Genomic DNA, 23,876 nt, shown 5'->3' with positions numbered 1-23,876 from the left:
CTTAGTTTACCTTTTCGTTTTGTTTCTCTGCAAAAGCTGCTGCCGCCTCTTTTACCCAAGAGTTTTCTCTCTGCGCTTTTCTCTTCGTTTCGATACGTTTCTTGTTGCAAGGTCCGTTTCCTTTTAAGATTTCCATGAATTCACCCCATGGAAGTTCTCCGAAATCGTAATGTTGCCTTTCCTCATTCCATTTCAGGTCTTTATCCGGAATCGTTAATCCTAAGAATTCAGCCTGAGAAACGGTAACGTCGATAAATCTCTGACGAAGACTGTCGTTACTTTCTCTTTTTACTCTGTAATTCATAGAGATTTTAGAGTTTGGCGAACTGTCATCGTTTGGTCCGAACATCATTAAAGCCGGCCACCAGAAACGGTTTAATGAAGCCTGAGCCATCTCTTTCTGCTGCTTGGTTCCCCGGCAAAGTGCCATTAGAATCTCATATCCCTGTCTTTGGTGGAAAGATTCTTCTTTACAGATCTTCACCATCGCTCTTGAATAAGGACCGTAAGAGTTCCCCATCAGCATTACCTGGTTCATAATGGCTGCACCGTCTACCAACCAACCGATGGCGCCGATATCTGCCCAGCTTAATGTAGGGTAGTTGAAAATACTTGAGTATTTTGCTTTTCCTTCCAGCATATCATCATAAGTAGCGTCTCTGTCTGCCCGGATACTTCCGTCTCCTAAAGTTTCAGTGGCAGAGTAAAGATATAAACCATGACCGGCCTCATCCTGAACTTTTGCCAAAAGGGCCATTTTTCTTCTCAATGAAGGCGCTCTGGAAATCCAGTTCGCTTCCGGCAGCATTCCTACAATTTCAGAATGGGCGTGCTGTGAAATCTGACGAACCAATAGTTTTCTGTAATCATCCGGCATTACATCTTTTGGTTCTACTTTATTTTCCTCGTGAACATATTGAACAAATTTTTCTAAGTCCATTTCTTTTGTTTTTTTGTATTAAAGTAAAATGTGGGGTGTACAATATATTTTGATATACTTTGTACATTTTACATTTTACAAAATATTAAACATCATAATTAAGCATCACCACATTCGTTGTCGGGTGACATTGACAGGTAAGAACGTAACCCCTGGCTACTTCATCTTCGGTAAGCGCAAAATTTTTCTCCATGAAAACCTCTCCTTCTAAAACCTGTGCTTTACACGTACAGCAAACACCTCCTTTACAAGCGAAAGGAACGGGAAGCTGGTCTTTCAATGCTTTATCTAAGATACTTTCTTTTTTAGAATTCAGGTGAAACGAATATTCATCATCATCGATAATTACCGTTACCATACTTTCTAAATTGGCAATCGCCTTAAACTCATCACTCATTTCCGCCGTATTTTCTTCGTCAGGAGCGGTGAAGTATTCAAATAGAACCTGGATAGCAGGTACTTTTTTATCTTTTTTCAGATAATCGGCAATTCCTTTAATCATTTCTGCAGGGCCACAGATGAAATACGTGGAATCTTTTACATCAATCTCTGTATATCTTTCAAATAACTGTTCCAATTTTTCAGCAGAGATTCTTCCTTCAAAAACAGGATCTTCATGCTTTTCACGGCTTACCAGGTAAATAACTTTAAGCCTTCCGTTGAAATGCTGCACCAGCTTATCAATTTCAGCTTTTCTTAAAATATGTTGCATGCTTCTGTTGCTGTAAAACAGATAAGCATTACTGTTAGGTTCCTGATAAAGACTTTCTTTAATATTGGATAAAACAGGAGAAATTCCGCTTCCTGCTGCCAAACCTACATACGTTTTCGTGTTGGTTGGGTGATAAGAGGTATTGAAACCGCCCATCGGAGGCATTACTTCCAGCATTTCATCCATATGAAGATGCTCATTGAAATATCCTGATACTCTTCCGTTTTCCAATAGCTTTACCAGTACTTCAAGTGTATTGCTTTTTTCACTTGGAGCATTACAGATCGAGTAAGAACGTCTCTCTTCATTTCCGTCAATCATCATTCGGAAATTAAGATATTGCCCCTGTTTGAATCTGAACTTATCTTTCAGTTCTTCAGGAATTTCCACCGCTACATTTACAGCATCCGGTGTATCTTTCTGAACTTTAACCGTTTTAAGTTTATAAAATGAATTCATTATTTTTTTAGTATTCTATTAATTTTTCCACCTTCGCACTTTGGCAAACTGTCCTGGGCATGAACTTTCACTGTTGTAGTGATGCCTACCCGTTTTTTTATTTCGTTTTCTATACTTTTTCCAAAGCTTCCGACAAAATTAAAATAATCATCGTTATTGGCGCCTATTTTTTGAACCTTTACAAATTCATCATCAATTTCTATATCAATATCCAGGGCTACACACATATGTTCTTTTTCGATGGGTGTCAGATAGTAATTGGGAACTACCCCTTTTACATAAGAAAAAGCATCTTCTATCTGGCTTGGGTAAACATTTACACCTCTTACGATCAGCATATCATCTGCTCTTCCCACAATTGGCTTCATTTTCACCATTGTTCTCTTGGCATTTTCGTCGTAGTAAAGACTTGTGATATCATTTGTCCAATATCGTAAAAGCGGCATTGCTTTTTTTGTCAAAGTGGTAATCACCAGGACTCCTTCTTCTCCAAATGGTACCGGCTGCTTGGTAATCGGATCTAAAATTTCAGGATAAAAGTGGTCTTCCCAGATATAGGCACCTCCTTTTTCTTCGAAATCCTCCATTGAAACTCCCGGCCCGATAATTTCGCTCAACCCATAAATATTAGTAGCATGAACTCCCAATCTCTCTTCAATATGGCCTCTTATAATTTCTGTCCAAGGTTCTGATCCCAATACAGCATATTTAAGACTGATTTCATCCGCTGAAATTCCTCTCCTGGCAAACTCGTCAGCAATTGTCAAGGCATAGGATGGTGAACAGCAGATTACTTCAGGTTTAAAATCCACAATCAGATCAACCTGTCTTGCTGTCATTCCTCCTGAAATAGGAAGAACACTCATTCCAAGCTTTTCTGCTCCGTAATGAAGACCAAGTCCTCCTGTGAAAATTCCGTAGCCATATGCATTGTGCAGCTGCATTCCCGGTCTTGCTCCTGCTGCATTTAAAGATCTTGCTACCACTTCACTGAAAAGATCTACATCTTCTTTTGTATATCCTACTACGGTTGGTTTTCCGGTTGTTCCGCTAGAACAATGAATTCTCTGAAGTTCATTCTTCGGAACTGTGAACAAACCAAAAGGATAGTTATCTCTCAGATCCTGTTTATAAGTAATCGGAAGTTTCGTGATATCTTCAACCGTCCTTATATCCTCTGGAGATATTTGCAATTCATCAAATTTCTTTTTATAAAATTCCGACTTCTCTCCCAGATAGCTGATCAGGCTGATCAACCGGTCGGTTTGAAGCTGTCTCAACTGACCCAGCTCCAGATATTCAACTGAAAAATCCATAAAACTAACTAACATTTGTTAGGTGTAAATTTAAAAAGATTTTGCTAGCTGGCAAAATTTTTATGACTTTTGTCATATTTTGAATCATTCTAAATAACGAAATAGAAGCTGAACGGCTTTATCTGTAAAAAGTATAATGTAAAATGTATTAATGATTTTCCTTTGCAGTAGGTTATTATTTCTGATTTCCTAATAAACCGAAAAGAATTTTCTCTCTGATTTCATCGGTGATTTCATCAGTGGAATCACTGCTTCTTTTGAACCAAAAATAGGAATTGTTAAGGGTATGAAGAATAAATCTTGTTGTAAATGTGGGTGATCTCAGCTCCCAATTTTCTGCCTGATAGATCTCAGAAATAAGTTCTTCCACTTCCTGCTGATAGTTTTTCCTTAATTCAACAAATTCAGGAAGCCTTTCTTCCAAATGCCTCCACTCATTGGAATAAATATGGGTCACATCACGATTTTTAAGAACCACAGATAAGTGTTTATCAAGGAATAAATTCAGCTTTTCTTTTGGAGGAATCGCTGTGTTTTTTACTTCCTGAAGCTCATCAAAAAACTCCTGAGCAATACCAAAACAGACCCATTCCAGAATTTCTTCTTTTGAACGGATGTGTGCATACAGTGAAGCAGCCTTGATATTAAGTTTCGTAGCAAGGTCTCTTACCGAACTTCCCATATAGCCCTTCTCTTTGAAAAGTTCTACTGCTACGTCTAATATTTTTCTTTGTTTTTCTTTAAGTTCCATCTGGTAAAATGCAAAAGTAATTATTCTAAAATAAAAAGCTGAAATTTAACACAGACATTCAATATATTCTCTGATTTTCAAATTTGTTTTCATAAAAACCATTCATGATATGACGTATTGTTCATAGGTTTCGAAGAGATAATGATCAAATCGGAAATTTTGTCAAGTTAATTTTCCGTTAAAAATAACAAATTCGGAAATTTTGTCCTATTTTTTTGTAAATTTAATAATTGAACAGTTTTTGCGATACAGTCATCGAATAATAATTAAATAATTGATGGCATTAAGAAACTGAGCCTCACAATTTAGTTTCTTGATGTTTTTTAAAACTAAATTTTAAACCAATCATAACCAAAAATACATACAATATGAACTTAAACCAATATACCGTAAAATCACAGGAAGCCATCCAGGCAGCACAACAGGTTGCTATGGAATTGGGAAATCAAAGTATTGAACCTCAACATCTCCTTGAAGGAATTTTTCAGGCAGATGAGAACATCTCCCCTTTCTTATTAAAGAAATCCGAAGCGGACGCCAATTTAGTAAGAGAGCGTAACCGTGAAAGTTTAGAAAAACTTCCTAAGGTACAGGGTGGAAATATTTATCTGTCTCAATCTGCAAACAAAGTTTTACTGGATGCTCCCAATATTGCTAAAAAGATGGGTGACGAATATGTAACGATTGAGCACTTATGGTTATCACTTCTTGAAACAAGCTCTGAAGTTTCCAAAATGTTAAAAGACATGGGTGTTACAAAAAGCCTGCTGGAAGGAGCTATTAAAGAATTACGAAAAGGAAGCAAAGCTAATTCTGCAAGTTCGGAAGAGACTTATCAATCCTTAAATAAATATGCTAAAAACTTCAACGAGTTAGCAGCTGAAGGAAAACTGGATCCCGTAATTGGGCGTGATGAAGAGATCAGAAGGGTTTTACAGATCCTTTCCAGAAGAACAAAAAATAATCCAATCCTTATCGGGGAACCGGGTGTAGGTAAAACGGCGATTGCTGAGGGAATAGCTCACAGAATTATCAATGGTGACGTACCGGAAAACCTGATGGATAAAACCTTATTCTCATTGGATATGGGAGCTTTGATCGCCGGAGCAAAATACAAAGGAGAGTTTGAAGAGCGTTTGAAATCTGTAGTGAATGAGGTTATCAAATCTGATGGACAGATTATCCTCTTTATAGATGAGATCCATACTTTGGTAGGAGCCGGTGGTGGTGAGGGAGCTATGGATGCTGCCAACATTTTGAAACCTGCCCTGGCAAGAGGAGAGCTCAGAGCAATCGGAGCTACTACCCTGAATGAGTACCAAAAGTATTTTGAAAAAGATAAAGCGTTAGAAAGACGTTTCCAGAAAGTGATGGTGGAAGAACCGGATACTGAATCTGCAATTTCCATACTCCGAGGTATTAAAGATAAATATGAAGCCCACCACAAAGTAAGAATCAAAGATGAAGCAATTATTGCTGCGGTGGAAATGTCTCAAAGATATATTTCAGACCGCTTCTTACCGGATAAAGCAATTGACCTTATTGATGAAGCATCTGCCAAACTGAGAATGGAAATCAATTCCAAACCGGAAGAACTTGATGTTTTAGACAGAAAGCTGATGCAGCTGGAAATTGAATTGGCAGCCATATCAAGGGAAGGCAACCAGACAAAAATTGATCATTTGAAAGAGGATATTTCTAAAATTTCCGAACAGAGAAATGAAATCAATGCCAAATGGCTGAAAGAAAAACAGAAAAGTGAAGATCTTACCCAGATCAAAAAAGATATTGAATCTCTGAAACACGAAGCAGAAAGAGCTTCCAGAACGGGAGATTATGCTAAAGTAGCGGAAATCCAGTATGGAAAACTTCGTGAAAAAGAAGTTGAACTTGCCAAAGTTGAACTTGAAATGCAGAACCATCAGAATGAGTTAATCAAAGAAGAGGTTACTGCAGAAAATATCTCTGAAGTGATTGGTAAATGGACAGGTATTCCTGTAACCAAATTACTACAGTCTGAAAGAGAAAAATTATTACATCTGGAATCTGAGCTTCACCACAGAGTTGTAGGACAGGATGAGGCCATACAGGCTGTAGCTGATGCAATCAGAAGAAACAGAGCTGGATTAAGTGATGATAAAAAACCAATCGGTTCATTCCTATTTCTGGGAACAACAGGGGTTGGTAAGACCGAGCTTGCCAAAGCATTGGCAGAGTTCCTGTTCGATGATGAAAATAATATGACCAGAATTGATATGAGTGAGTATCAGGAACGTCACAGTGTTTCAAGACTGGTAGGAGCCCCTCCTGGATATGTAGGGTATGATGAAGGTGGACAATTAACTGAAGCGGTAAGAAGAAGACCATATTCTGTGGTTCTTTTGGATGAAATAGAAAAAGCCCATCCGGATGTTTTCAACACCTTATTGCAGGTTTTAGATGATGGCCGTCTTACTGATAATAAAGGACGTGTTGTTAATTTCAAAAACTCTATTATCATCATGACTTCAAATTTAGGTTCTCATTTGATTCAGGAGAATTTTGAAAATATTACTGAGGAAAATCAGAGTGAAATTGTGGATAAGACGAAAGATGAAGTCTTCGATCTTCTGAAACAAACTTTACGTCCGGAGTTCCTGAATAGAATTGATGAGATCGTATTGTTCCAGCCTTTAACGAAAAAAGAGATTGGAAAAATCGTTCAATATCAGTTGAGAGGTTTCAATGAAATGCTTTCTAAACGAAATATCATTATGACTTTCACTCAGGATGCTGTGGATTATCTGATGGATAAAGGGTATGATCCTGCCTTCGGTGCAAGACCTCTAAAAAGAGTAATCCAACAGGAAGTGTTGAATAAGCTTTCCAGAGAAATCCTTGCAGGAAATGTAAATGATGGAGACAGAATCACTTTGGATTATTTCGTAGAAACAGGTCTTGTTTTCAGAGAGACCGAGCAATAAAATAGTTTTTTTCATATATATTATTTTTGTGAATAAGTGCTGTAGAGATATCTGCAGCACTTATTTTATTATTAAATGATGGCCTACGCTCAGGTTATTTTTGGAAGTCCTAGTTACAAAATAATCTATAATTAATAAATATATTATATCTATTAGTCGTGATATATAATTACCTTTATCATTCAAACAAATTAATAACTAAAACAAAATCAGTATGAAAAAGTTAAAAAGAAATGAATTAAAGAAAATTGACGGCGGTTTACTTCCACCAGTAATCATGTGTGATCAGGACTGGGGCTGCCCCACAGGTCTCTGCTGCACACCAGGATTAATTTGCAGAGATCCCAAGAAATATCCATGCATCTAAACCTAAACCGGAGATTTTTCTCCGGTTTTTCATTACTAATATTTACATTTACTATACAATCCGTGAAATCACGGTAAAATAAACAGTAAAATTCCCTATTTATTAATTTATTTTCTAAAGTATTTTTTTACGAAATTTGCAGATCATCTGAGATGTATATTATAAACAACTAAGCTATGAATACAGAATCAAACAATCCGCAACGACCAGGGATAATGTCAATCAACTTAATTCAACAACTGATTGACAATTACCGCCAAAATCATCTGAGTGCTATCAATAACACCCTGGGCATAGAAGATGCCCATTCCATCTGGTTTGACCTTCCTAAGTTGAAAAAATTCATTGCAATGATTGAAGAAGAAGCCAACAGAATAAATCCTGATACGACAGAAGAAGATCTGGGAATCAGATTCTACTACGCTTCTTACCCGAAAATAGAAAACTGGAACATTATGGAATCTCATCCCGTTCCCAAGGAATATGCTGAAAGACACACACTTGTAATGGTTCCAACGCTAAAAAAGGAAAATGAATCCGGTGATCTTCTTGACTATGATTTTAATTCTTTAGAGGCAAACGGAGAAAAAATATCTTTAGCACTAAATGCACGAAGACCTATGCTTCCTGATGATGGAGATGGTGATAATCCGGGACTTGGAGAAAATAATGGAACACTTACCCCTCCAGGAAATCCTATATCTGAAAAATTCTAATCTCAACTCAAAAAAGTATTTTCATAAACAATGACTGAATTCCAAAAGTTTTTTTCACAAATAATGTACGCAGGAGAGGGAATCGCTGCCGTGACATCTATTATCTATTTTAACCGTGTAAAAAAACAATATTGGAAATATCTCGCTTTATATCTTATCATTATTTTCGGGTGTGAATCCGCGGTAAAATGGGCAGAAAAACCTCTTCATATTGATAGAGTTAAATTTTACAATTACTTTGTCATGCCATTACAGTTTGTATTTTTTTATTGGCTTTATGCAAAAAAGTCATTAAAAAATACAACGCTGTTTTATATCTTTTCTGGCATATATCTTCTTTCATTTATACCCAATGCTTTATTTTTTCCGGATAATAAAATCGTTTATTCATTTAATTATACTTTTGGCTGTTTGTTTTTAATGATACTTGTTATCATGGAATATTACAAACAAGTTAACTCATCAGAGATCTTAAAATTCAGCACAAATAGAATGTTTTATGTCAACTTGGGAATTACTCTTTTTTATATTGGAACTCTTCCATTTATGACATTCATGTCGCTATTATGGGAATATAGAAATATCTGGGATTTATATTTCGCTTATTTTCAGATTTCCGGAGCTGTAATGTATATTTTATTTGCAAGTTCACTTATATGGGGAAAACAGAACTCTTAATTACGATCATTTTATTCAATATATTCTTCGTAATGTTTGTTGTTGCAGTAGTCATCTATATCAGAAATTACCAGCAGCGCAAGAAAGAATACCTGATTGAGATTGAGATGAAAAATGAAATTCATCAAAGAGAGCTTTTGGCTACTCAACTGGAAATTCAGCAAGCTACTATGCAGCAAATCGGGAGAGAGCTTCATGATAATATTGGTCAGAAGCTGACGCTGGTGAGTTTGTATGTACAGCAGATGCTTTACGAAAATAAAGTTCCGGAGGCCAGTGAAAGAATTGATCAGGTATCACAGATTATCAATCAGTCGCTTCAGGATCTTCGAAGTCTTTCAAAAACACTAACGGATGATAACATCAATCAAAAGGAAATTGTAACTTTGATACAGGAGGAGGTAAATAATACCAATTCTTTTAAAAAATGCAATATAAATTTTGAATACAACTTCAACCAGCTGGATTTAGGCTTTGTACATAAGAATATGCTTCTAAGAATTACACAGGAGTTTATTCAGAACAGTTTAAAACATTCCAACTGCAAAAATATCTACATCACCCTGAATACTTCTGAGGATATCCTTTGGGATCTTACCATTCGGGATGACGGTACAGGATTCGATACGACTCATATCACCTCCAATGGTATAGGTCTTACCAATATGAAAAACAGAGCTGAAATTATCGGAGCCCAATTCAGCATTGACAGCCAGAAAAATAAGGGAACCACACTTCATATAATTTTTAAAAAACAGTCATGAAAAAATCTATTGTTATCGTTGACGACCATATACTTATTGCCAAAGCACTGGAAGGAATTATTAGTAATTTTACTGATTTTGAGGTGATCTATGTCTGTGAAAACGGAAAAGATCTGATTCAAAAGCTTGAAGAAGGCAACAAAATTCCGGATATTATCCTTTTGGACATCAGTATGCCGATTATGGACGGTTTTGAAACAGCAGCCTGGCTCACAAAAAATCACTCTGACATTAAGATCATGGCTCTAAGTATGCAGGGCGATGACAACAGTGTGATTAAAATGATCAAGAACGGAGCAAAAGGATATCTTCTAAAAAACACCCACCCAAAAGATCTTGAAACAGCGCTTTCCAGATTAAACACTGATGGGTTCTTCTATCCGGAATGGGCTTCAAAAATAATTTTCTCCACCCTGAATAAAGATCACGAATCTGAAGTGGTTGTAAAAATTTCTGAACGTGAAAAAGAATTCCTGAAATATACTGTAACTGAGCTCAGTTATAAAGAAATTGCCGACAGAATGTGCTGCAGCCCAAGAACTGTTGAAAGTTATCGGGATCAGCTTTGTGACAAACTGGATTTAAAGACCCGTGTTGGTCTGGCGGTTTTTGCTATTAAAAATGGTTTTGGAACCTAACGTAACGTAAAAAATCCCTTAAAAACACAATACTGTATAATTATTTACATTAAAAATCACTTATTTTAGAAATATTAAAAACAAAATCACAAAATAAATTAAAATCAAAATAAAATCAAATAGATTAACTAAAAATCAACAATCAAACTAAAATATTACGAAATAACCACGTATTAGTTAAAAAGTTTGCGTATTAATTTTAATTAATATAAATTCACAGCCACAAATCCAAAAAAATAATAGTATATGAAAAAATTTCTTTTGGGAGCTGGAATTATATTTTTAGCTTCTTGCAGCAATGATGCAAATTCTACCACGGAGCAACAACCGACATCATCACCATCTGAGCAAATGGCCAGTAAAAGAGTTTGTCCTTCAGACTTAATGAGGGAAAACATTTTAAAAACAGATCCTGCTGCCAGAGCAAGAGTGGAAGCCATTGAACAATTTACTGAAAAGCGTATCGCTGATTTAAAAGTAGGTAAAGTACTCGCAGATGGAACGGTAGAAATTCCTGTCGTATTTAATGTTGTATACAATACAGCCAGTCAAAATGTAACGGATGCGAGATTACAGTCTCAGATTGATGTACTGAACAGAGATTACGGGAGTACAAATTCAGATGTCAACAATACTCCATCAGAATTTGTTCCTGTAAAAGCTGGAGATACCAAAATCAGATTCAGACTTGCCAAAACAGTAAGAAAACAAGTAAGCACCACAAGCTGGAATCCGGATGAAAATAAAATGAAATCTGCCACTACAGGTATTGCAGCCACTTCACCTGACAGCTATCTAAATATCTGGATCGTAAATAGTATGACTGGAGGTACACTGGGATATGCTTATTATCCGGGAACAATTACTTCTTCACTAGACGGTGTTGTGATTGCGGCTCCTTATATCGGAACAGGTTCCGGAACCTCAGCTCCGTTTAATCTGGGAAGAACCGCCACCCACGAAGTTGGACATTATCTGAACCTTCCGCATCTTTGGGGATCTACCAACACAGGATGCCAGACTGACTATTCTAATGATACACCAGCTTCACCTGGTCCTAATTATGGGATTCCTTCCTATCCTCTTTACGCTACATGCAGCGGTGTAAGCCGTTCTCAGATCTTTATGAATTATATGGATTATGTAGATGATAAAGTAATGGTTATGTTCACAGCCAATCAAAAACAAAGAATGCAGGCAGTAGTAGCAGCTTCCGGGCCAAGAGCAGGTTTGAGAGTTAACTAATAATTAATTACATTTTACTTATAAAAAAATTCATCTCCGTGGGGGATGGATTTTTTTTATATTTTTACGCCAGAAAAAACTTGAGGACACTAAGAATGAAAAAATTAGCACTAGCATCGGGAATACTATTGCATTTACACTGTTATAAAGCTCAGGATACTATCCAATCCAGAAACCTTCAGAAAGATCTAGCATTGATCCAGCCTGATATTTCAGTTCAGGATAAAACTCCTTTCTTGAAAAAAGAATGGGTAAGGAAATCAGTGGCCCCGGCCATACTTTTTACGGCAGCGGCAGCCACATGGGGAGAAAAAGAAAACATCCGTGAAGTCCGCAACCGATATCTTCCTAGCTTTAAAGCAAAATATGATGATTATCTTCAGTATGCTCCTGCAGCAGCTGTTTATGGATTAAAGCTTTCAGGAGTTAAAGGAAGAAACAATCTTGGAAGAGCCACTCTTTCCTATGTTACCAGTTTGGCTATCATGGGAATTCTGGTCAATTCCATTAAATATACGGCAAAAGTTGAGCGTCCGGACGGATCCAAAAACAACTCATTCCCTTCCGGTCACAGTGCTATGGCATTTACTAATGCCAGCTTTCTGCATAAGGAATACGGAATGGTAAACCCGGCATACAGTATTGCAGGGTATGGTAGTGCTGCTCTTACAGGACTTGGCCGGAATTTGAATAACAGACACTGGATTCCTGATGTTCTGGCAGGCGCAGGAATCGGGATTCTATCTACAGAATTAGGATATTTCTTTATTGATAAAATTTATAAAAACAAAGGAGATAACTTAGGTCTTCTATCTAAAATACAAGGAAATGAAAATCCTTCTTTTATTGCATTAAAGATGGGAGCCGCTCTTGGAACAACTGACTTCCTGAAAGAAATTGGTCTGGATAACAAAAAGCAGGTAGGTTTTGAAGGTGGATTGGAAGGGGCTTATTTCTTTTCAAAGAATTGGGGAATCGGAGGAGACTTCAGCTTCAGTAGCTTCCCTGTTAAGCCTTTAAAAGTACCTCTTGAGGATGGAGATAGCTTCGGCAATTACAGCATCATTACACAATCTATGGGATTTCTTAGCGCCGGATTGGGGCCATATTTTTCTCATGAATTTTCAGATAAATGGCTGCTTACCCTTAAGGCAACTGCAGGATATTCCGCTACAGCCAGTGGAAAGGTTTTTGTAAAGAGTGATAATGTGGAAGCCCCTAATCATGAACTTCCGATAGCCAGATATAAACCAAAACCGGCATTCCGATGGAATACGGGAGCTGCTTTGACGTACAAATTCAATCCGGAATTAGGACTAACTCTATATTCCGATTATAACCAGATAAAATCTTCCATTCGTTACCATTTCAGTGATAGCCTGGAAGACAATGATGAGCTAAACAATGAGCTTAATAATCTTATCACCAAAGAAAAGATCAACTATTTTACATTAGGTCTGCGATTGACAGCTTATTTTTAAACAAAAAGGAAATGTTTTTTAATGCAGGATAAAAATATTTTTTCACAAAATTTCAATTATCAGTCATGAAAGATTGTTTTTTTTATAAACAGATTGACGGCTGAAAAAAAATGCTCTATCACTTTTGACAGAGCATTTTTATCTTTACAGTGTTTTACTGTTGTCTTCCGGTGTATAATCCATGAAAATATCGCCATCCAGTTTTACAGATTTGACTTTTTTCTTAGTAGGAATCGCAAGATCAGCCTTTTTCTGGTCGTTTTCCCAGATAGAAGGTGAGAAATGCAGTTTTTCTGTTGTTCCGTCTTCATAAGTCAGTATGGCATCAAATGGAATAGCAAATCCGCCTGCATTCATTACATTTACGGTAAGCAGATCATTTTTCTGGGATGCCCCTGCTACTTTTAAGTCAATATAATTATTGGTATAAAACCAGTTATTGAAAAACCAATTAAGATTTTTTCCGGAACCTGCATTCATCGAATTGAAATAATCCCATGGAACCGGATGTTTACCATTCCAGTTATCCATATAATGGTGCAGTGCTTTTTTGAATAATTCATCTCCTAAATAATCTTTCAGTGCCAGATAAGACAGTGATGCTTTCACATAAGAATTATTACCATATCCTGAACCGCTTACCTGCGTACTCATAGTAATCACCGGTTGATCTTCTTCTGCAGACGGATCATTGATCCATCTTTTAACACGGAAATTTTTATAAAACTCTTTGGCAGCAGCTTCTCCGTTTTCATCAATCCCGATGAGGTATTCCAGAGTAGTTGCCCAGCCTTCATCCATAAAGGCATATCTTGTTTCATTGATTCCCATATAGAAAGGGAAATAAGTATGGGCAATTTCATGATCTGCCGTAAGCCTTGCATCACGAAGATCATCAGGAATACTTGTATCATTGATCATCATAGGATACTCCATATCTGCATACCCCTGGATGGCAGTCATCACATTATAAGGATATTCTACTCCAGGCCAGTTTTTAGAAAACCAATCCAGGTTATAACGCATCCAGTCCACATATTGTTCAAAATCTTTTGCGCCATTTTTATAACCTGCCTGTACACTGGCTCTCTTGGTTTTCAGCTGTACACTTGCAGCGTCCCAGACATAATGATTGCTCATTGCAAAACAAAAATCAGTGATATGATTGGCTTTAAACTTCCATATATTCCACTTGTTCTGGCGGGTTACTTTTCCTGACTTCATCTCCTGCTCGGTAGCAACGTGCATTACCTTGTCACTCTTTAAGGAAGCTTTATATCTTTTCAGGTATTCCGGCTGAAGTACGGCTTCCGGATTTAGAAAATCCCCGGTTGCCCAGACCACATAATTTTTCGGAGCCGAGATCGCAAAGCTATAATCATTGAAATCGTTATAAAATTCCTGTCTGTCTGAATGCGGAAGCATATCCCAGCCATTATAATCATCGTATACAGAAATTCTTGGAAAAGAATAGGCTACGTAAAATGTTTCAGGATCTATCTGACCTTCTCTTCCGCTCTGTACGGATAGAGGATATTCCCACTCTATTTTAACCTCAGCTTTAGATTTTGATTTTACAGCTGATTTTAATTTTACTTTTTCAACCGTTCCCCAATCGTCACTGTTGATATCGTATTTTTCACCATTCACGATAAAGGATTTAATCTTTAATCCTGAAGACAGAAAATCTTTAGACACCACGCCCGACCTTGGAGACTGTGGCTTGTGAAGATTATTCACAAATCTTATAGCCAGCTCATTAAGCTGATCAGGGCTATTGTTGCTGTACACAATTGTTTCTTTTCCTGAAACGACTTTTGTGCCGGCATCTACTTTCACATCTACATTGTAAATTCCCTTATTCTGCCAATAGTTCTTGCCCGGAGCCCCGGAAATATCACGCGTCCCTTTTTCATAGGCTTTTTTAATATTTCTGGGCATATATAACTCCTGTGCAGGTATCTGCAGCAATGAAACTACCATCAGCATTCCGGAAAAAATTTTCTTCATAACGCTATTTTTAAAGATAGGTATCAAAAATAGCGAAAATGTAACAGGAAGTTGTTCAATTCTTTTATAATAATGTTTTATAGATATTAGTTTTTTATATAATAGATTTTACATTCTCCCTTGTTCATCGGTTTTCTTAATTGGCTTGGCTGCTTTCACAGATTGATTTCCAAAGTTATACTTTAAAGAAATAGTAAAGTTTTGTGTATCTCCATAGTCAAGATAAAAATTATCCTGATTAGCATATTTTGTGCTAACCTTCTTTTTTGATGTTCTAAAAATATCATTGAACATAAGGCTCGTTTCCAATTTTTTATTAAATAATTTTTTATTCATTATCAAATAAGTAGAGGAAGAACCGGAGATTCTAAAAGTCCCCTGAATATGAGGCGAATTATATCTGTTTCCTATCTCTAGCTTCCACTCTGTAGCCTTATTCAATATAAAACTGGTAGAAATATCTGACTCCAGATTTACTATCTTATTTTTATGTAAAACAGCATCAACACCAATAAAATAATTTTCATTATGCTCCAGATTTTCAGAAATATTCAAAATCCACCATTTTTTAATTTGAAAATTTTTGTATAAACTAAACCCGAAAGCCTGTTCTTTTTCAATATTTGTCAAATGATAAATTAGATTATTATTGGTGGGATTCTGATATGAAATTTCCATTGATGGATTAATTTCCTTTCGGTAATAAAAATCAAGATTCCAATTTTTCCAGGTATAATTAAAATTTAAATTATGAATAATTGTTGCTTTCAGATTTGGATCTCCTTGAAAATAAGAGAATAAATTATAATATGACTTTGCCGGATTTAACCACGAATAAGATGGCCTGCTGATTCGTTTTCCATAAGACAATCCAAAATGATGATTGCTTTCTGTAGTATATTGAGTATATAGAGTTGGAAATAATTTCCAATATTTGTTTGTATTCACTTCATAAGGGTCTGAAACAACTCCCTGTATATCTGTATTTTCAGCACGTAATCCTCCTTTGAAATTCCATTTACCAATATTATAAGAAAGCGAGGTATAGAGTGCAAAATTATGTTCCTTATAATCAAAAATATTACTTTTATCATTTCGATAATTTAATTTTCCATTTTCATTGTCTGAAAAAACAAGTTGATTGCCGGTCTTTACAAAGCTGTATTTTAATCCAGATTCCAAATTCCATTTTTCTCCCTTCCATTGATAATCAAGCTGGGAAGAATACAATTCAATATTGCTTTTATTATTGGTGATAAAATTATTTTCTTTAGGAGATTGATTTGCAAAATTGAGAAGCGTAATAACATCTTGATAACTACAAGTATTATTTCCTGTAAAATAATTTGTCCAGGTTATCTGACTCTTTTTATTAAACTTTCTATTTATTTCAGCACTCAGAGCATTATTAGAAGAACTTGAATGATGATCATTAATTGTTCTATAATTAGACTCAACAATATTCTGGCTATTGTAGATCAATGTAGGAACATCATATCTCCCGAAAGATTTCGGTCTGAAGAGCCCTGAATAATTCAGGCTTAAATTTGTCAAGCTGTCAATCTCATATTCAACATTAAGGTTCACACTACTCTGGGACCTATTTTTATCTTTCCTATTCATTGTGCTTACCCATCTTGTCTGATCTTCTACATAATTAACCTGATCAATTCCTTCCCTAAAATAAGTCCCTCCATTCAGATAATAGCTGCCCATTAAAGAAAGTTTATCTTTTTTATAGTATTGAGAAATACCTACTTTTCCCTTTCCATATTGGGACTGTATATATTGGGAAAAAATACTACTGCGATAGCCTTTAATTTTATTTTCCTTCATCACAATATTAAGTACTGCACTGCCGGAAGCTTCATATTTTGCAGGTGGATTAGTTATCACTTCTACAGATCTTATATCTTGTCCCTGGGTATTTTCCAAAAGATTTTTGAGTTCATCTCCAGTAAGTATTACTTTTTTATCATTAATAGTAACTAAAATATTTTGACTGCCCTTAATTGCCAACTTTTCATTATTAACTGTAACTCCGGGGGTTTTTTGCAATATTTCCCAGGCACTGAGTGATGTAATATTGCTATTTTCAACGTTGAATTCCAAACGGTCTATTTTTCTTGTGACTAAAGGTTTTTTCTTGGTTAATACCACTTCCTGAATATCATGATCTTCCCTTTTCAGCACAACTTGAAGTATTTGACTTTGGCTTTTTATATCCAGTTTTTGCTCGTACGGCGCATACTCCAGCTCTTTAATTACTAGTTTTACAGAAGGATCTGCAATTCCATCTAAAATAAAATGCCCATCTTCATTGGTCCTGATAGTTTTCAGTAATAAATTTTGAAAATTATAAATATCTATGGGTACCAAAGAAAGTTTCTGGTTTTGTTCGTTTACAATGATCCCTTCTATTTTTTGTGTTTGGGAAAACATTACGGCAGGAAAACAAAGGAAAATTAGTAATTTCTTCATTATTTGTGTTATATATTAAAATATTTTAAGCCTTATTATTCTAGTTGGCTTCATTTTACAAATCTCCAAATTACCACGAAGAACTTCGGTTAACGGAAGGTTAAAGGACGGTTAATGTCAGTTTGGGAAAATTTAAAAATTTATCTTTGTACCCAATGATGTCAAAAAGTAAATTTCTTATTACAATTTTTTCTGGACTTTTTCTGCTTCTCCTTGGGATCCAGACCTATTTTATATACAAAACTTATCTGGTAAGGGAAAGGGAAATTTATAAGGAAGTATCTTTAAAACTAGAAGACTATACAATTCAATTAGCAAAAAAAAGAGGTGATGATAATGCTCAGAGAAAATTATTCATTGGTCTTAATAGCAACAGGATAAGCAAGCAGCAATTTCTGGATACCTTTGAAAAAAACAGAAAAAGCACAACCAATCAGATCAGCAACTATGTAGATCATGCATTTAAAAAGGAAAACTATAAAATAGCTTTAAGAGTTCGGTATATATCTATTATATTTGCTCCAACTGGTAATAAACTTATTGAAGAACCTATTATTATTTTCCAAACCAGAAATAAAGTTTCCAAACCAAGGCTCTCAAATTTCGGAACTTGGGAAACATCAAACAATAGTGAGACCTTTGTTATCCAAAGAGAAACTGATCTACAAATTCTGAATATTAAAAGTATTGTATTCAGGGAGCTTGCACTCTTAATACTCTGTTGTATAGCTTTATTAGCAGGTGTTTTGGTGTTGTACATTTTTACTACTAAAAATCTTATCCGACAACAGAAGCTTGTTGAAGTCCTGCATACTGCGGTTGATAATATTTCTCATGAATTTAAAACTCCAATTGCTACTCTAAAGGTAGCATCAAAAGCCCTAAAAAAGGAATGGAATCCGGAAACTCTCCCACTTATAGACCGGCAAATCTCCCGGCTTGAAAGTCTGATGTTTCAGCTTCATAAAGACGAAATCCCCAACGAACTCCTCCCTGTAAGACCTGAAGACTGGGATTTTTTCGTCCAGGATCTTACTTTTACCTACACGCAGACTAATTTTAAACTTGAAAATAAAGTGATGCACCAGCTTCCTTTTGATAAAAATCTCATGGAAACGGTCTTGAAAAATTTGTGTGAAAACAGTGTAAAATATGGTTCGTCTGCTGTACAGGTAAAGATTTTATCCTCACAACAAAATCTTGAAATTATAGTCAAAGATAATGGACAGGGTATTGAAAGAAAGGAACTCAAAAATATTTTCGAAAAATTTTATAGAATACAATCCAATAATATCCATAATACAAAAGGATTAGGGCTCGGTTTATATTTTGTTCAGAAGATTACAAAAAAATATAAGGGTACAATAGAAGTTACCAGCCAGCCTAAAGAAGGAACAACTTTTAAAATAAATATGCCCTATGAAAACTAAAATTCTTCTGGCAGAGGATGATCCGGACTTTGGAATGATCCTGAAACAATATCTGGAACTGGAAGATTTTGAAGTCACCTGGTTTCAGAATCCTGAGGATATTGTGGACCTCATCACTTCTGATTTTCCTTTTCAGATAGGTATTTTAGATGTAATGATGCCTAATATTGACGGTTTCTCACTGGCTAAAATGATTTTAAAGGAAAGAACGAAGTTTCCATTATTATTTTTAACAGCAAAAAATCAGAAAATTGACAGATTAACGGGTTTAAAAATCGGTGCGGATGATTATATTCCAAAGCCATGCGATCCGGAGGAACTGGTTTTAAGAATTAGAAATATATTGAAAAGAACCTTACCCATCAGTACGGAAACCCGGATAAAAATCGGACAATATCACCTGGACACGCAGAAACTTCAGCTTTCCCATCCCAAAGGAAATGTACGGTTGACGGTTCGTGAACAGGAACTTCTTCTATATCTTCTGAGGCATAATCATTCTACAATAACAAGGGATAATATTCTGGATAATCTATGGGAAACCAATGACTATTTCACAGGAAGAAGCCTTGATGTATTTATCAGCAGGCTCCGAAAGTATTTCATCAATGATACAGAAGTAAAAATCCAATCCCTCAGAGGAATTGGATTTGAAGTTGATTTTCCAACCAGTTAATTTTATAAAGAAAGATTTACAATAACCGGGAAATGATCTGATGGATAGAGAAGATTTTCTCTTCGGTCATTGATGTGTCTGTGAGATTTTATACTGAATCCTTTTGTGAAAATATAATCAATTCGTTCTTTGGGCACTTCATTTACATTAAAACCGGTAAAAGTTCCTACCGGACCATAGTGTTTGCTCTCAGAATGGTAAAAACTGTCTTTCATATTCTGAGAAAGGATTTTAATGGGTTCTGTATCGTCTGTAAGGTTAAAATCTCCGCTCAAAGTTACCGGAAGATTCTTAGGGTTGAGCTCTTTGGTCTTTTTCAGGATCAGCTCAGAAGATTTTACTCTTGCTACATTTCCTATATGATCAAAATGAAGATTCATAGCCAGAAATTCTTTTTTTGATTTTTTATCTTTAAATAAGGCATAGGTACAAATCCTGTTCAATGCTGCATCCCATCCTTTTGAAGGCTTTTCCGGTGTTTCAGACAGCCAGAATGTTCCTGATTTTACGATATCAAGTCTTCTCGTATCATAAAAAATCGCTGAAAATTCACCCTTTTCTTTCCCGTTATCTCTTCCTACCCCAACGTAGTCGTAGTTCTTTAATCCGTTTTTGATATCTTTCATCTGTTCCGGAAGCGCTTCCTGTACACCGAAATAATCAGGATGATAATAGGTTATTAAATCTGCAACGTCCTGCTTTCTCTGAGGCCATGCATTTTCTTTATCCGACTCTACATTCAGTCTGATATTAAAGCTCATTACGGTAAAATCCTGTGAAAATCCCAATGCAAAATACATCAGGAACACCATTGAAAATCTGAAATTCATATGCTATTTTATCAATAAGAGACAAAAATAAGGCTTCTCTGTCATAGAGAAGCCTTATTTATATGATTATATTGTTAAATTACGATTATTCTTTACTGAATTTGGTAGCTCTTCCCGCTTCTGTCAGAGTCATTTCTTTTTTGTCTTTACTGAAAACAATATCAAGATCGGACTGATCAGAAATAAATTTATTATCTCCCACATATTCAAGAGGAAATTCATATTTTTCCGAAACCTGCGCAGAGAGTTTCCCGCTGTGTTCAACGAAAGTTATCTTAAATTTAGTTTTGTCGTTCTTATAACTTCCTGTAAAATCTTTCACGTTAATTTTTTCAACCGGTTTTATATTGGAAGATAACCAAACATTATTTGCGGCATTAACATCCGGAACTACAGCATCGGGATCCAGTCTCACTTCACTGATTTCTTTATCAGAATCTACTCTGAAAGTCCATTCTGTATTTCTTTTCCAGACTTCCACAGGGATTTTTACAATTTTTGCTGTCCCATCTTTAAATTTCATCTGTACTGTAGTAGGCATTGGCATCTGTTCAATATTTTCAACAGTAATCTGAGCTCCGTTTTTAAAGTCTCCATCTACATATTTTACATTCTTAATCCCCTGATCAATTTTCCATTTATTAAAAAACCAACCCCTCCAAAACCAATTCAGCTCCTCACCGGAAACATTTTCCATAGTATGGAAGAAATCCCAGGGAGTAGGATGTTTGAAGGCCCATCGATCGATATAGGTTTTAAATGCTTTGTCAAATTTTTCAGGTCCCAGAACCGCTTCTCTTAAAACAGACAATCCTGTTGCCGGCTTATAATAAGCCAGAGATCCAATATTTCGTTCTCTCATATTATCAGGTCCTACCATAACGGGCTCCAGATAATCTCCCATAAGATAACTTCCTGACCGGGCAAGATTTGGTTTTCTGTAATATTCACCTTTATTAAAAGCTTCTGTTGAGAGTCCGTTGATAAATGTATTAAAGCCTTCATCCATCCATGCAAACATTCTTTCATTAGAGCCTACGATCATAGGAAACCAGTTGTGTCCAAATTCATGATCTGTGACTCCCCAAAGATCTTCTCCTTTGGAATTCATATGGCAGAAAACAATACCCGGATATTCCATTCCGCCCTCGTTCCCAGCAACATTGGTGGCAGCCGGATAAGTATATTCATACCATTTTTTCGAATAATGTTCTATGGCAGCCTTGGTATATTCTGTAGATCTGCCCCAGGCTTTATCACCAGCGCTTTCTACAGGGTATGCAGAAATGGCTAAAGATTTCTTACCGCTGGGCAGATCAATTTTTGCGGCATCCAGAATAAATGCGGCAGATGATGCCCAGGCAAAATCTCTTGCTTGTGTAATTTTAAATTTCCAGGTCTTTGTACCGGAAGGTTTATTTTTTCCAATTTCAGATTCGGAACGGATTGTTACCGTTTTATCACTGTTTCTAGCCTGATTCCATCTGTTGATTTCTTCTTTACTGTAAACCGCTTTTTCATTAAGCAGTTCTCCTGATGCTACTACATAATGACTGGCAGGCACTGTAATATCAGCAGTGATATTTCCATATTCTAAATAAAATTCAGAAGCCCCAAGATAAGGCATCGTATTCCATCCCAATACATCGTCATACACACACATCCTCGGATACCATTGTGCCATAGTAAAAACCTTACCGTTTTTGGTTTCCTGAATACCCATTCTGTCTGATCCGTAATCCGGAGAAACAAAGGAATAATCAATCACAATTTTTGCGACTCCTCCTTTTGCTTTTAATTCTTTAGCCAGATCAATCTGCATTCTTGTATCTGTAATGGTATATTTGACGTCTTTGCCATCAAGTCTTACTGATTTAATAGTATACCCTCCATTAAACTCTTCGCCGTGAGCCCCGTTTCGGCTTCCTGAAAGCGGAACTACTCCATTTCCGCGGGAGTCTTTCGAAAACAAGTTCTGATCCAGCTGCAGCCAGAGAAAACTTAATTTATCCGGACTGTTGTTTGTATAGGTAATTTCAGAGGTTCCTGTAATTTCTTTTTTATCTTCATTCAGGCTTACATTCAGATGATAATCTGCTGAATTCTGCCAGTAAGCATGCCCAGGCTGCCCGCTTGCAGAACGGGTTTCAGTTCCGGTTTGAGGGTAGAAAAACGGTTTGAACGCTTCTACATAATCATATTTTGGTGTTTCCTGTGCATAAGCAGATCCTGAAAACAGTAAAACGGCCACTGCGGAAACCAGGGTTGGAAGTTTAACATTCATTTGAAAAAATTATTACTTGGTATATAGGTATAAAAAACTCCCGGAATTGTTACATCGCCGGGAGTCTTTTATATAAGTTTAATTAATTTGACTTTTTGGCTTTAATCATCGCCTCCAACGCATCCCACATTTCACCTGGGATTGCTTCAAGCATATTGAATTCTCCCGCTCCCTGGAGCCATTCTCCCCCATCAATGGTTACCACTTCACCGTTCATGTAAGCAGAATAATCTGAAACCAGATAAGCAGCAAGGTTAGCAAGCTCCTGGTGTTCTCCTACTCTTCTCAATGGAACTTTCTTTTTCATATCAAACTTCTCCTGAAGATCTCCCGGAAGAAGTCTGTCCCATGCTCCTTTCGTAGGAAAAGGTCCCGGAGCAATGGCATTGAAACGAATTCCATATTTAGCCCATTCTACAGCCAGCGATCTTGTCATTGCCAGTACCCCGGCTTTTGCACAGGCTGATGGAACTACATAAGCAGAACCTGTCCAGGCATATGTAGTAACAATATTCAGAACGGTTCCCGGAGTTTTAGAATCTATCCAGTGTTTACCAATAGAAAGGGTACAGTTTTTTGTCCCTTTTAAAACAATATCAAGAATGGAATCAAAAGCAGAGTGGGTTAATTTTTCTGTTGGAGAAATAAAATTTCCGGCAGCGTTATTAAGAAGGATATCAATTTTACCAAATTCCTTTAATGCAGCTTCTTTCATTGCTTCTACCTCATCCCAGTTTCTTACATCACAAGCTACACAAAGCACCTTACCTCCCGTTTCTTCTTCCAGTTCTTTCGCAGTGGTCTGTAATTTCTCCAGATTTCTGGAAGTGATTACCACATGGGCTCCCAGTTCAAGAAAATATTTGGTCATTGCTTTTCCAAGCCCGCTTCCGCCACCTGTTACAATTGCTACTTTATCTTTTAGTGCCCCTTCGCGAAGCATTGGCTGTGTATATAAGTTCATAATTCAGTAATTTTAAATAAATATATAATATAATCTCTACAGGCGACAAAAGATTCCCGCAGAAAATCAAATACCTTTTAATACGGTGTATGTAAATTTAATATAATTATTTGTCTTGGCATTTTTTTAAATTATGCACGAGATAGCAATACAAAAAAAGCCGTTTCACGG

General features: G+C 36.2%; 18 protein-coding genes. 9 read left to right on the top strand and 9 right to left on the bottom strand.

Going from position 1 to position 23,876, the window contains the following annotated elements; genetic code table 11:
- Position 1 precedes the first annotated feature (1 nt).
- The 4 genes from paaA to AC27VX_RS20990 all read right to left on the bottom strand — a co-directional run bounded on the left by paaA (position 2) and on the right by AC27VX_RS20990 (position 4,178).
- Positions 2–940 carry a 1,2-phenylacetyl-CoA epoxidase subunit PaaA gene (gene paaA, locus AC27VX_RS21005; protein WP_236857254.1) on the bottom strand — a complete coding sequence of 313 codons (939 nt, stop codon included), beginning with the start codon at positions 938–940 and terminating at the stop codon, positions 2–4.
- 85 nt (positions 941–1,025) lie between these two features.
- A complete protein-coding gene (locus AC27VX_RS21000; RefSeq protein WP_236857253.1) occupies positions 1,026–2,111 on the bottom strand; it encodes a 2Fe-2S iron-sulfur cluster-binding protein in 1,086 nt (361 codons plus the stop codon).
- Positions 2,111–3,427: a phenylacetate--CoA ligase family protein gene (locus AC27VX_RS20995; protein WP_488697761.1), complete on the bottom strand. Its 1,317-nt coding sequence runs from the start codon at positions 3,425–3,427 to the stop codon at positions 2,111–2,113. Before AC27VX_RS20995 ends, AC27VX_RS21000 begins: the two co-directional genes overlap by 1 nt.
- Before the next feature lie 175 nt (positions 3,428–3,602).
- Positions 3,603–4,178, bottom strand: a complete 576-nt coding sequence (locus tag AC27VX_RS20990; RefSeq protein WP_236857251.1) for a TetR/AcrR family transcriptional regulator — start codon at positions 4,176–4,178, stop codon at positions 3,603–3,605.
- A 368-nt stretch (positions 4,179–4,546) separates the two neighbouring features.
- On the opposite strand from AC27VX_RS20990, the gene clpB reads away from it, so the two are divergent.
- The 7 genes from clpB to AC27VX_RS20955 all read left to right on the top strand — a co-directional run bounded on the left by clpB (position 4,547) and on the right by AC27VX_RS20955 (position 13,030).
- Complete coding sequence (clpB, locus tag AC27VX_RS20985; protein WP_236857250.1) at positions 4,547–7,141, top strand: ATP-dependent chaperone ClpB; 2,595 nt, start codon at positions 4,547–4,549, stop codon at positions 7,139–7,141.
- 214 nt (positions 7,142–7,355) lie between these two features.
- Positions 7,356–7,508: a hypothetical protein gene (locus AC27VX_RS20980; protein ID WP_236857249.1), complete on the top strand. Its 153-nt coding sequence runs from the start codon at positions 7,356–7,358 to the stop codon at positions 7,506–7,508.
- A gap of 176 nt (positions 7,509–7,684) precedes the next feature.
- The gene (locus tag AC27VX_RS20975) at positions 7,685–8,224 is read left to right on the top strand and encodes a hypothetical protein (protein WP_488697758.1); all 540 of its coding nucleotides are present in this window, start codon (positions 7,685–7,687) and stop codon (positions 8,222–8,224) included.
- A 656-nt stretch (positions 8,225–8,880) separates the two neighbouring features.
- Entirely contained in the window at positions 8,881–9,666 is a 786-nt protein-coding gene (locus AC27VX_RS20970; protein ID WP_488697757.1) for a sensor histidine kinase, read from the top strand.
- Positions 9,663–10,304, top strand: coding sequence for a response regulator (locus AC27VX_RS20965; protein WP_488697755.1), 642 nt, complete (start codon positions 9,663–9,665; stop codon positions 10,302–10,304). Before AC27VX_RS20970 ends, AC27VX_RS20965 begins: the two co-directional genes overlap by 4 nt.
- Before the next feature lie 246 nt (positions 10,305–10,550).
- Positions 10,551–11,549: a zinc metalloprotease gene (locus AC27VX_RS20960; protein WP_300685206.1), complete on the top strand. Its 999-nt coding sequence runs from the start codon at positions 10,551–10,553 to the stop codon at positions 11,547–11,549.
- Positions 11,550–11,644: 95 nt separating this feature from the next.
- The gene (locus tag AC27VX_RS20955; RefSeq protein WP_488697753.1) at positions 11,645–13,030 is read left to right on the top strand and encodes a phosphatase PAP2 family protein; all 1,386 of its coding nucleotides are present in this window, start codon (positions 11,645–11,647) and stop codon (positions 13,028–13,030) included.
- A 144-nt stretch (positions 13,031–13,174) separates the two neighbouring features.
- Here the strand turns inward: AC27VX_RS20955 and AC27VX_RS20950 are convergent, their stop codons facing one another.
- Together AC27VX_RS20950 and AC27VX_RS20945 are read right to left on the bottom strand one after the other, a co-directional pair.
- Positions 13,175–15,040: a M1 family metallopeptidase gene (locus AC27VX_RS20950; protein WP_300685203.1), complete on the bottom strand. Its 1,866-nt coding sequence runs from the start codon at positions 15,038–15,040 to the stop codon at positions 13,175–13,177.
- A gap of 108 nt (positions 15,041–15,148) precedes the next feature.
- The gene (locus AC27VX_RS20945) at positions 15,149–17,521 is read right to left on the bottom strand and encodes an outer membrane beta-barrel family protein (RefSeq protein WP_236857239.1); all 2,373 of its coding nucleotides are present in this window, start codon (positions 17,519–17,521) and stop codon (positions 15,149–15,151) included.
- A 158-nt stretch (positions 17,522–17,679) separates the two neighbouring features.
- On the opposite strand from AC27VX_RS20945, the gene AC27VX_RS20940 reads away from it, so the two are divergent.
- The gene (locus AC27VX_RS20940) at positions 17,680–18,951 is read left to right on the top strand and encodes a sensor histidine kinase (protein ID WP_488697750.1); all 1,272 of its coding nucleotides are present in this window, start codon (positions 17,680–17,682) and stop codon (positions 18,949–18,951) included.
- The gene (locus tag AC27VX_RS20935) at positions 18,941–19,627 is read left to right on the top strand and encodes a response regulator transcription factor (RefSeq protein WP_236857236.1); all 687 of its coding nucleotides are present in this window, start codon (positions 18,941–18,943) and stop codon (positions 19,625–19,627) included. The genes AC27VX_RS20940 and AC27VX_RS20935 overlap by 11 nt, the downstream gene beginning before the upstream one ends.
- A gap of 2 nt (positions 19,628–19,629) precedes the next feature.
- Here the strand turns inward: AC27VX_RS20935 and AC27VX_RS20930 are convergent, their stop codons facing one another.
- From AC27VX_RS20930 to AC27VX_RS20920, 3 genes are all read right to left on the bottom strand, one after another.
- Complete coding sequence (locus AC27VX_RS20930; RefSeq protein ID WP_236857234.1) at positions 19,630–20,457, bottom strand: endonuclease/exonuclease/phosphatase family protein; 828 nt, start codon at positions 20,455–20,457, stop codon at positions 19,630–19,632.
- An 85-nt stretch (positions 20,458–20,542) separates the two neighbouring features.
- Entirely contained in the window at positions 20,543–22,741 is a 2,199-nt protein-coding gene (locus AC27VX_RS20925) for a M1 family metallopeptidase (protein WP_300685196.1), read from the bottom strand.
- Positions 22,742–22,823: 82 nt separating this feature from the next.
- Complete coding sequence (locus AC27VX_RS20920; RefSeq protein WP_236857231.1) at positions 22,824–23,705, bottom strand: SDR family oxidoreductase; 882 nt, start codon at positions 23,703–23,705, stop codon at positions 22,824–22,826.
- Positions 23,706–23,876 lie beyond the last annotated feature (171 nt).

The sequence above is a fragment of the Chryseobacterium sp. 14P4.3.2 genome (genome assembly GCF_057799275.1).
This window is presented reverse-complemented; position numbering and strand designations above follow the sequence as displayed.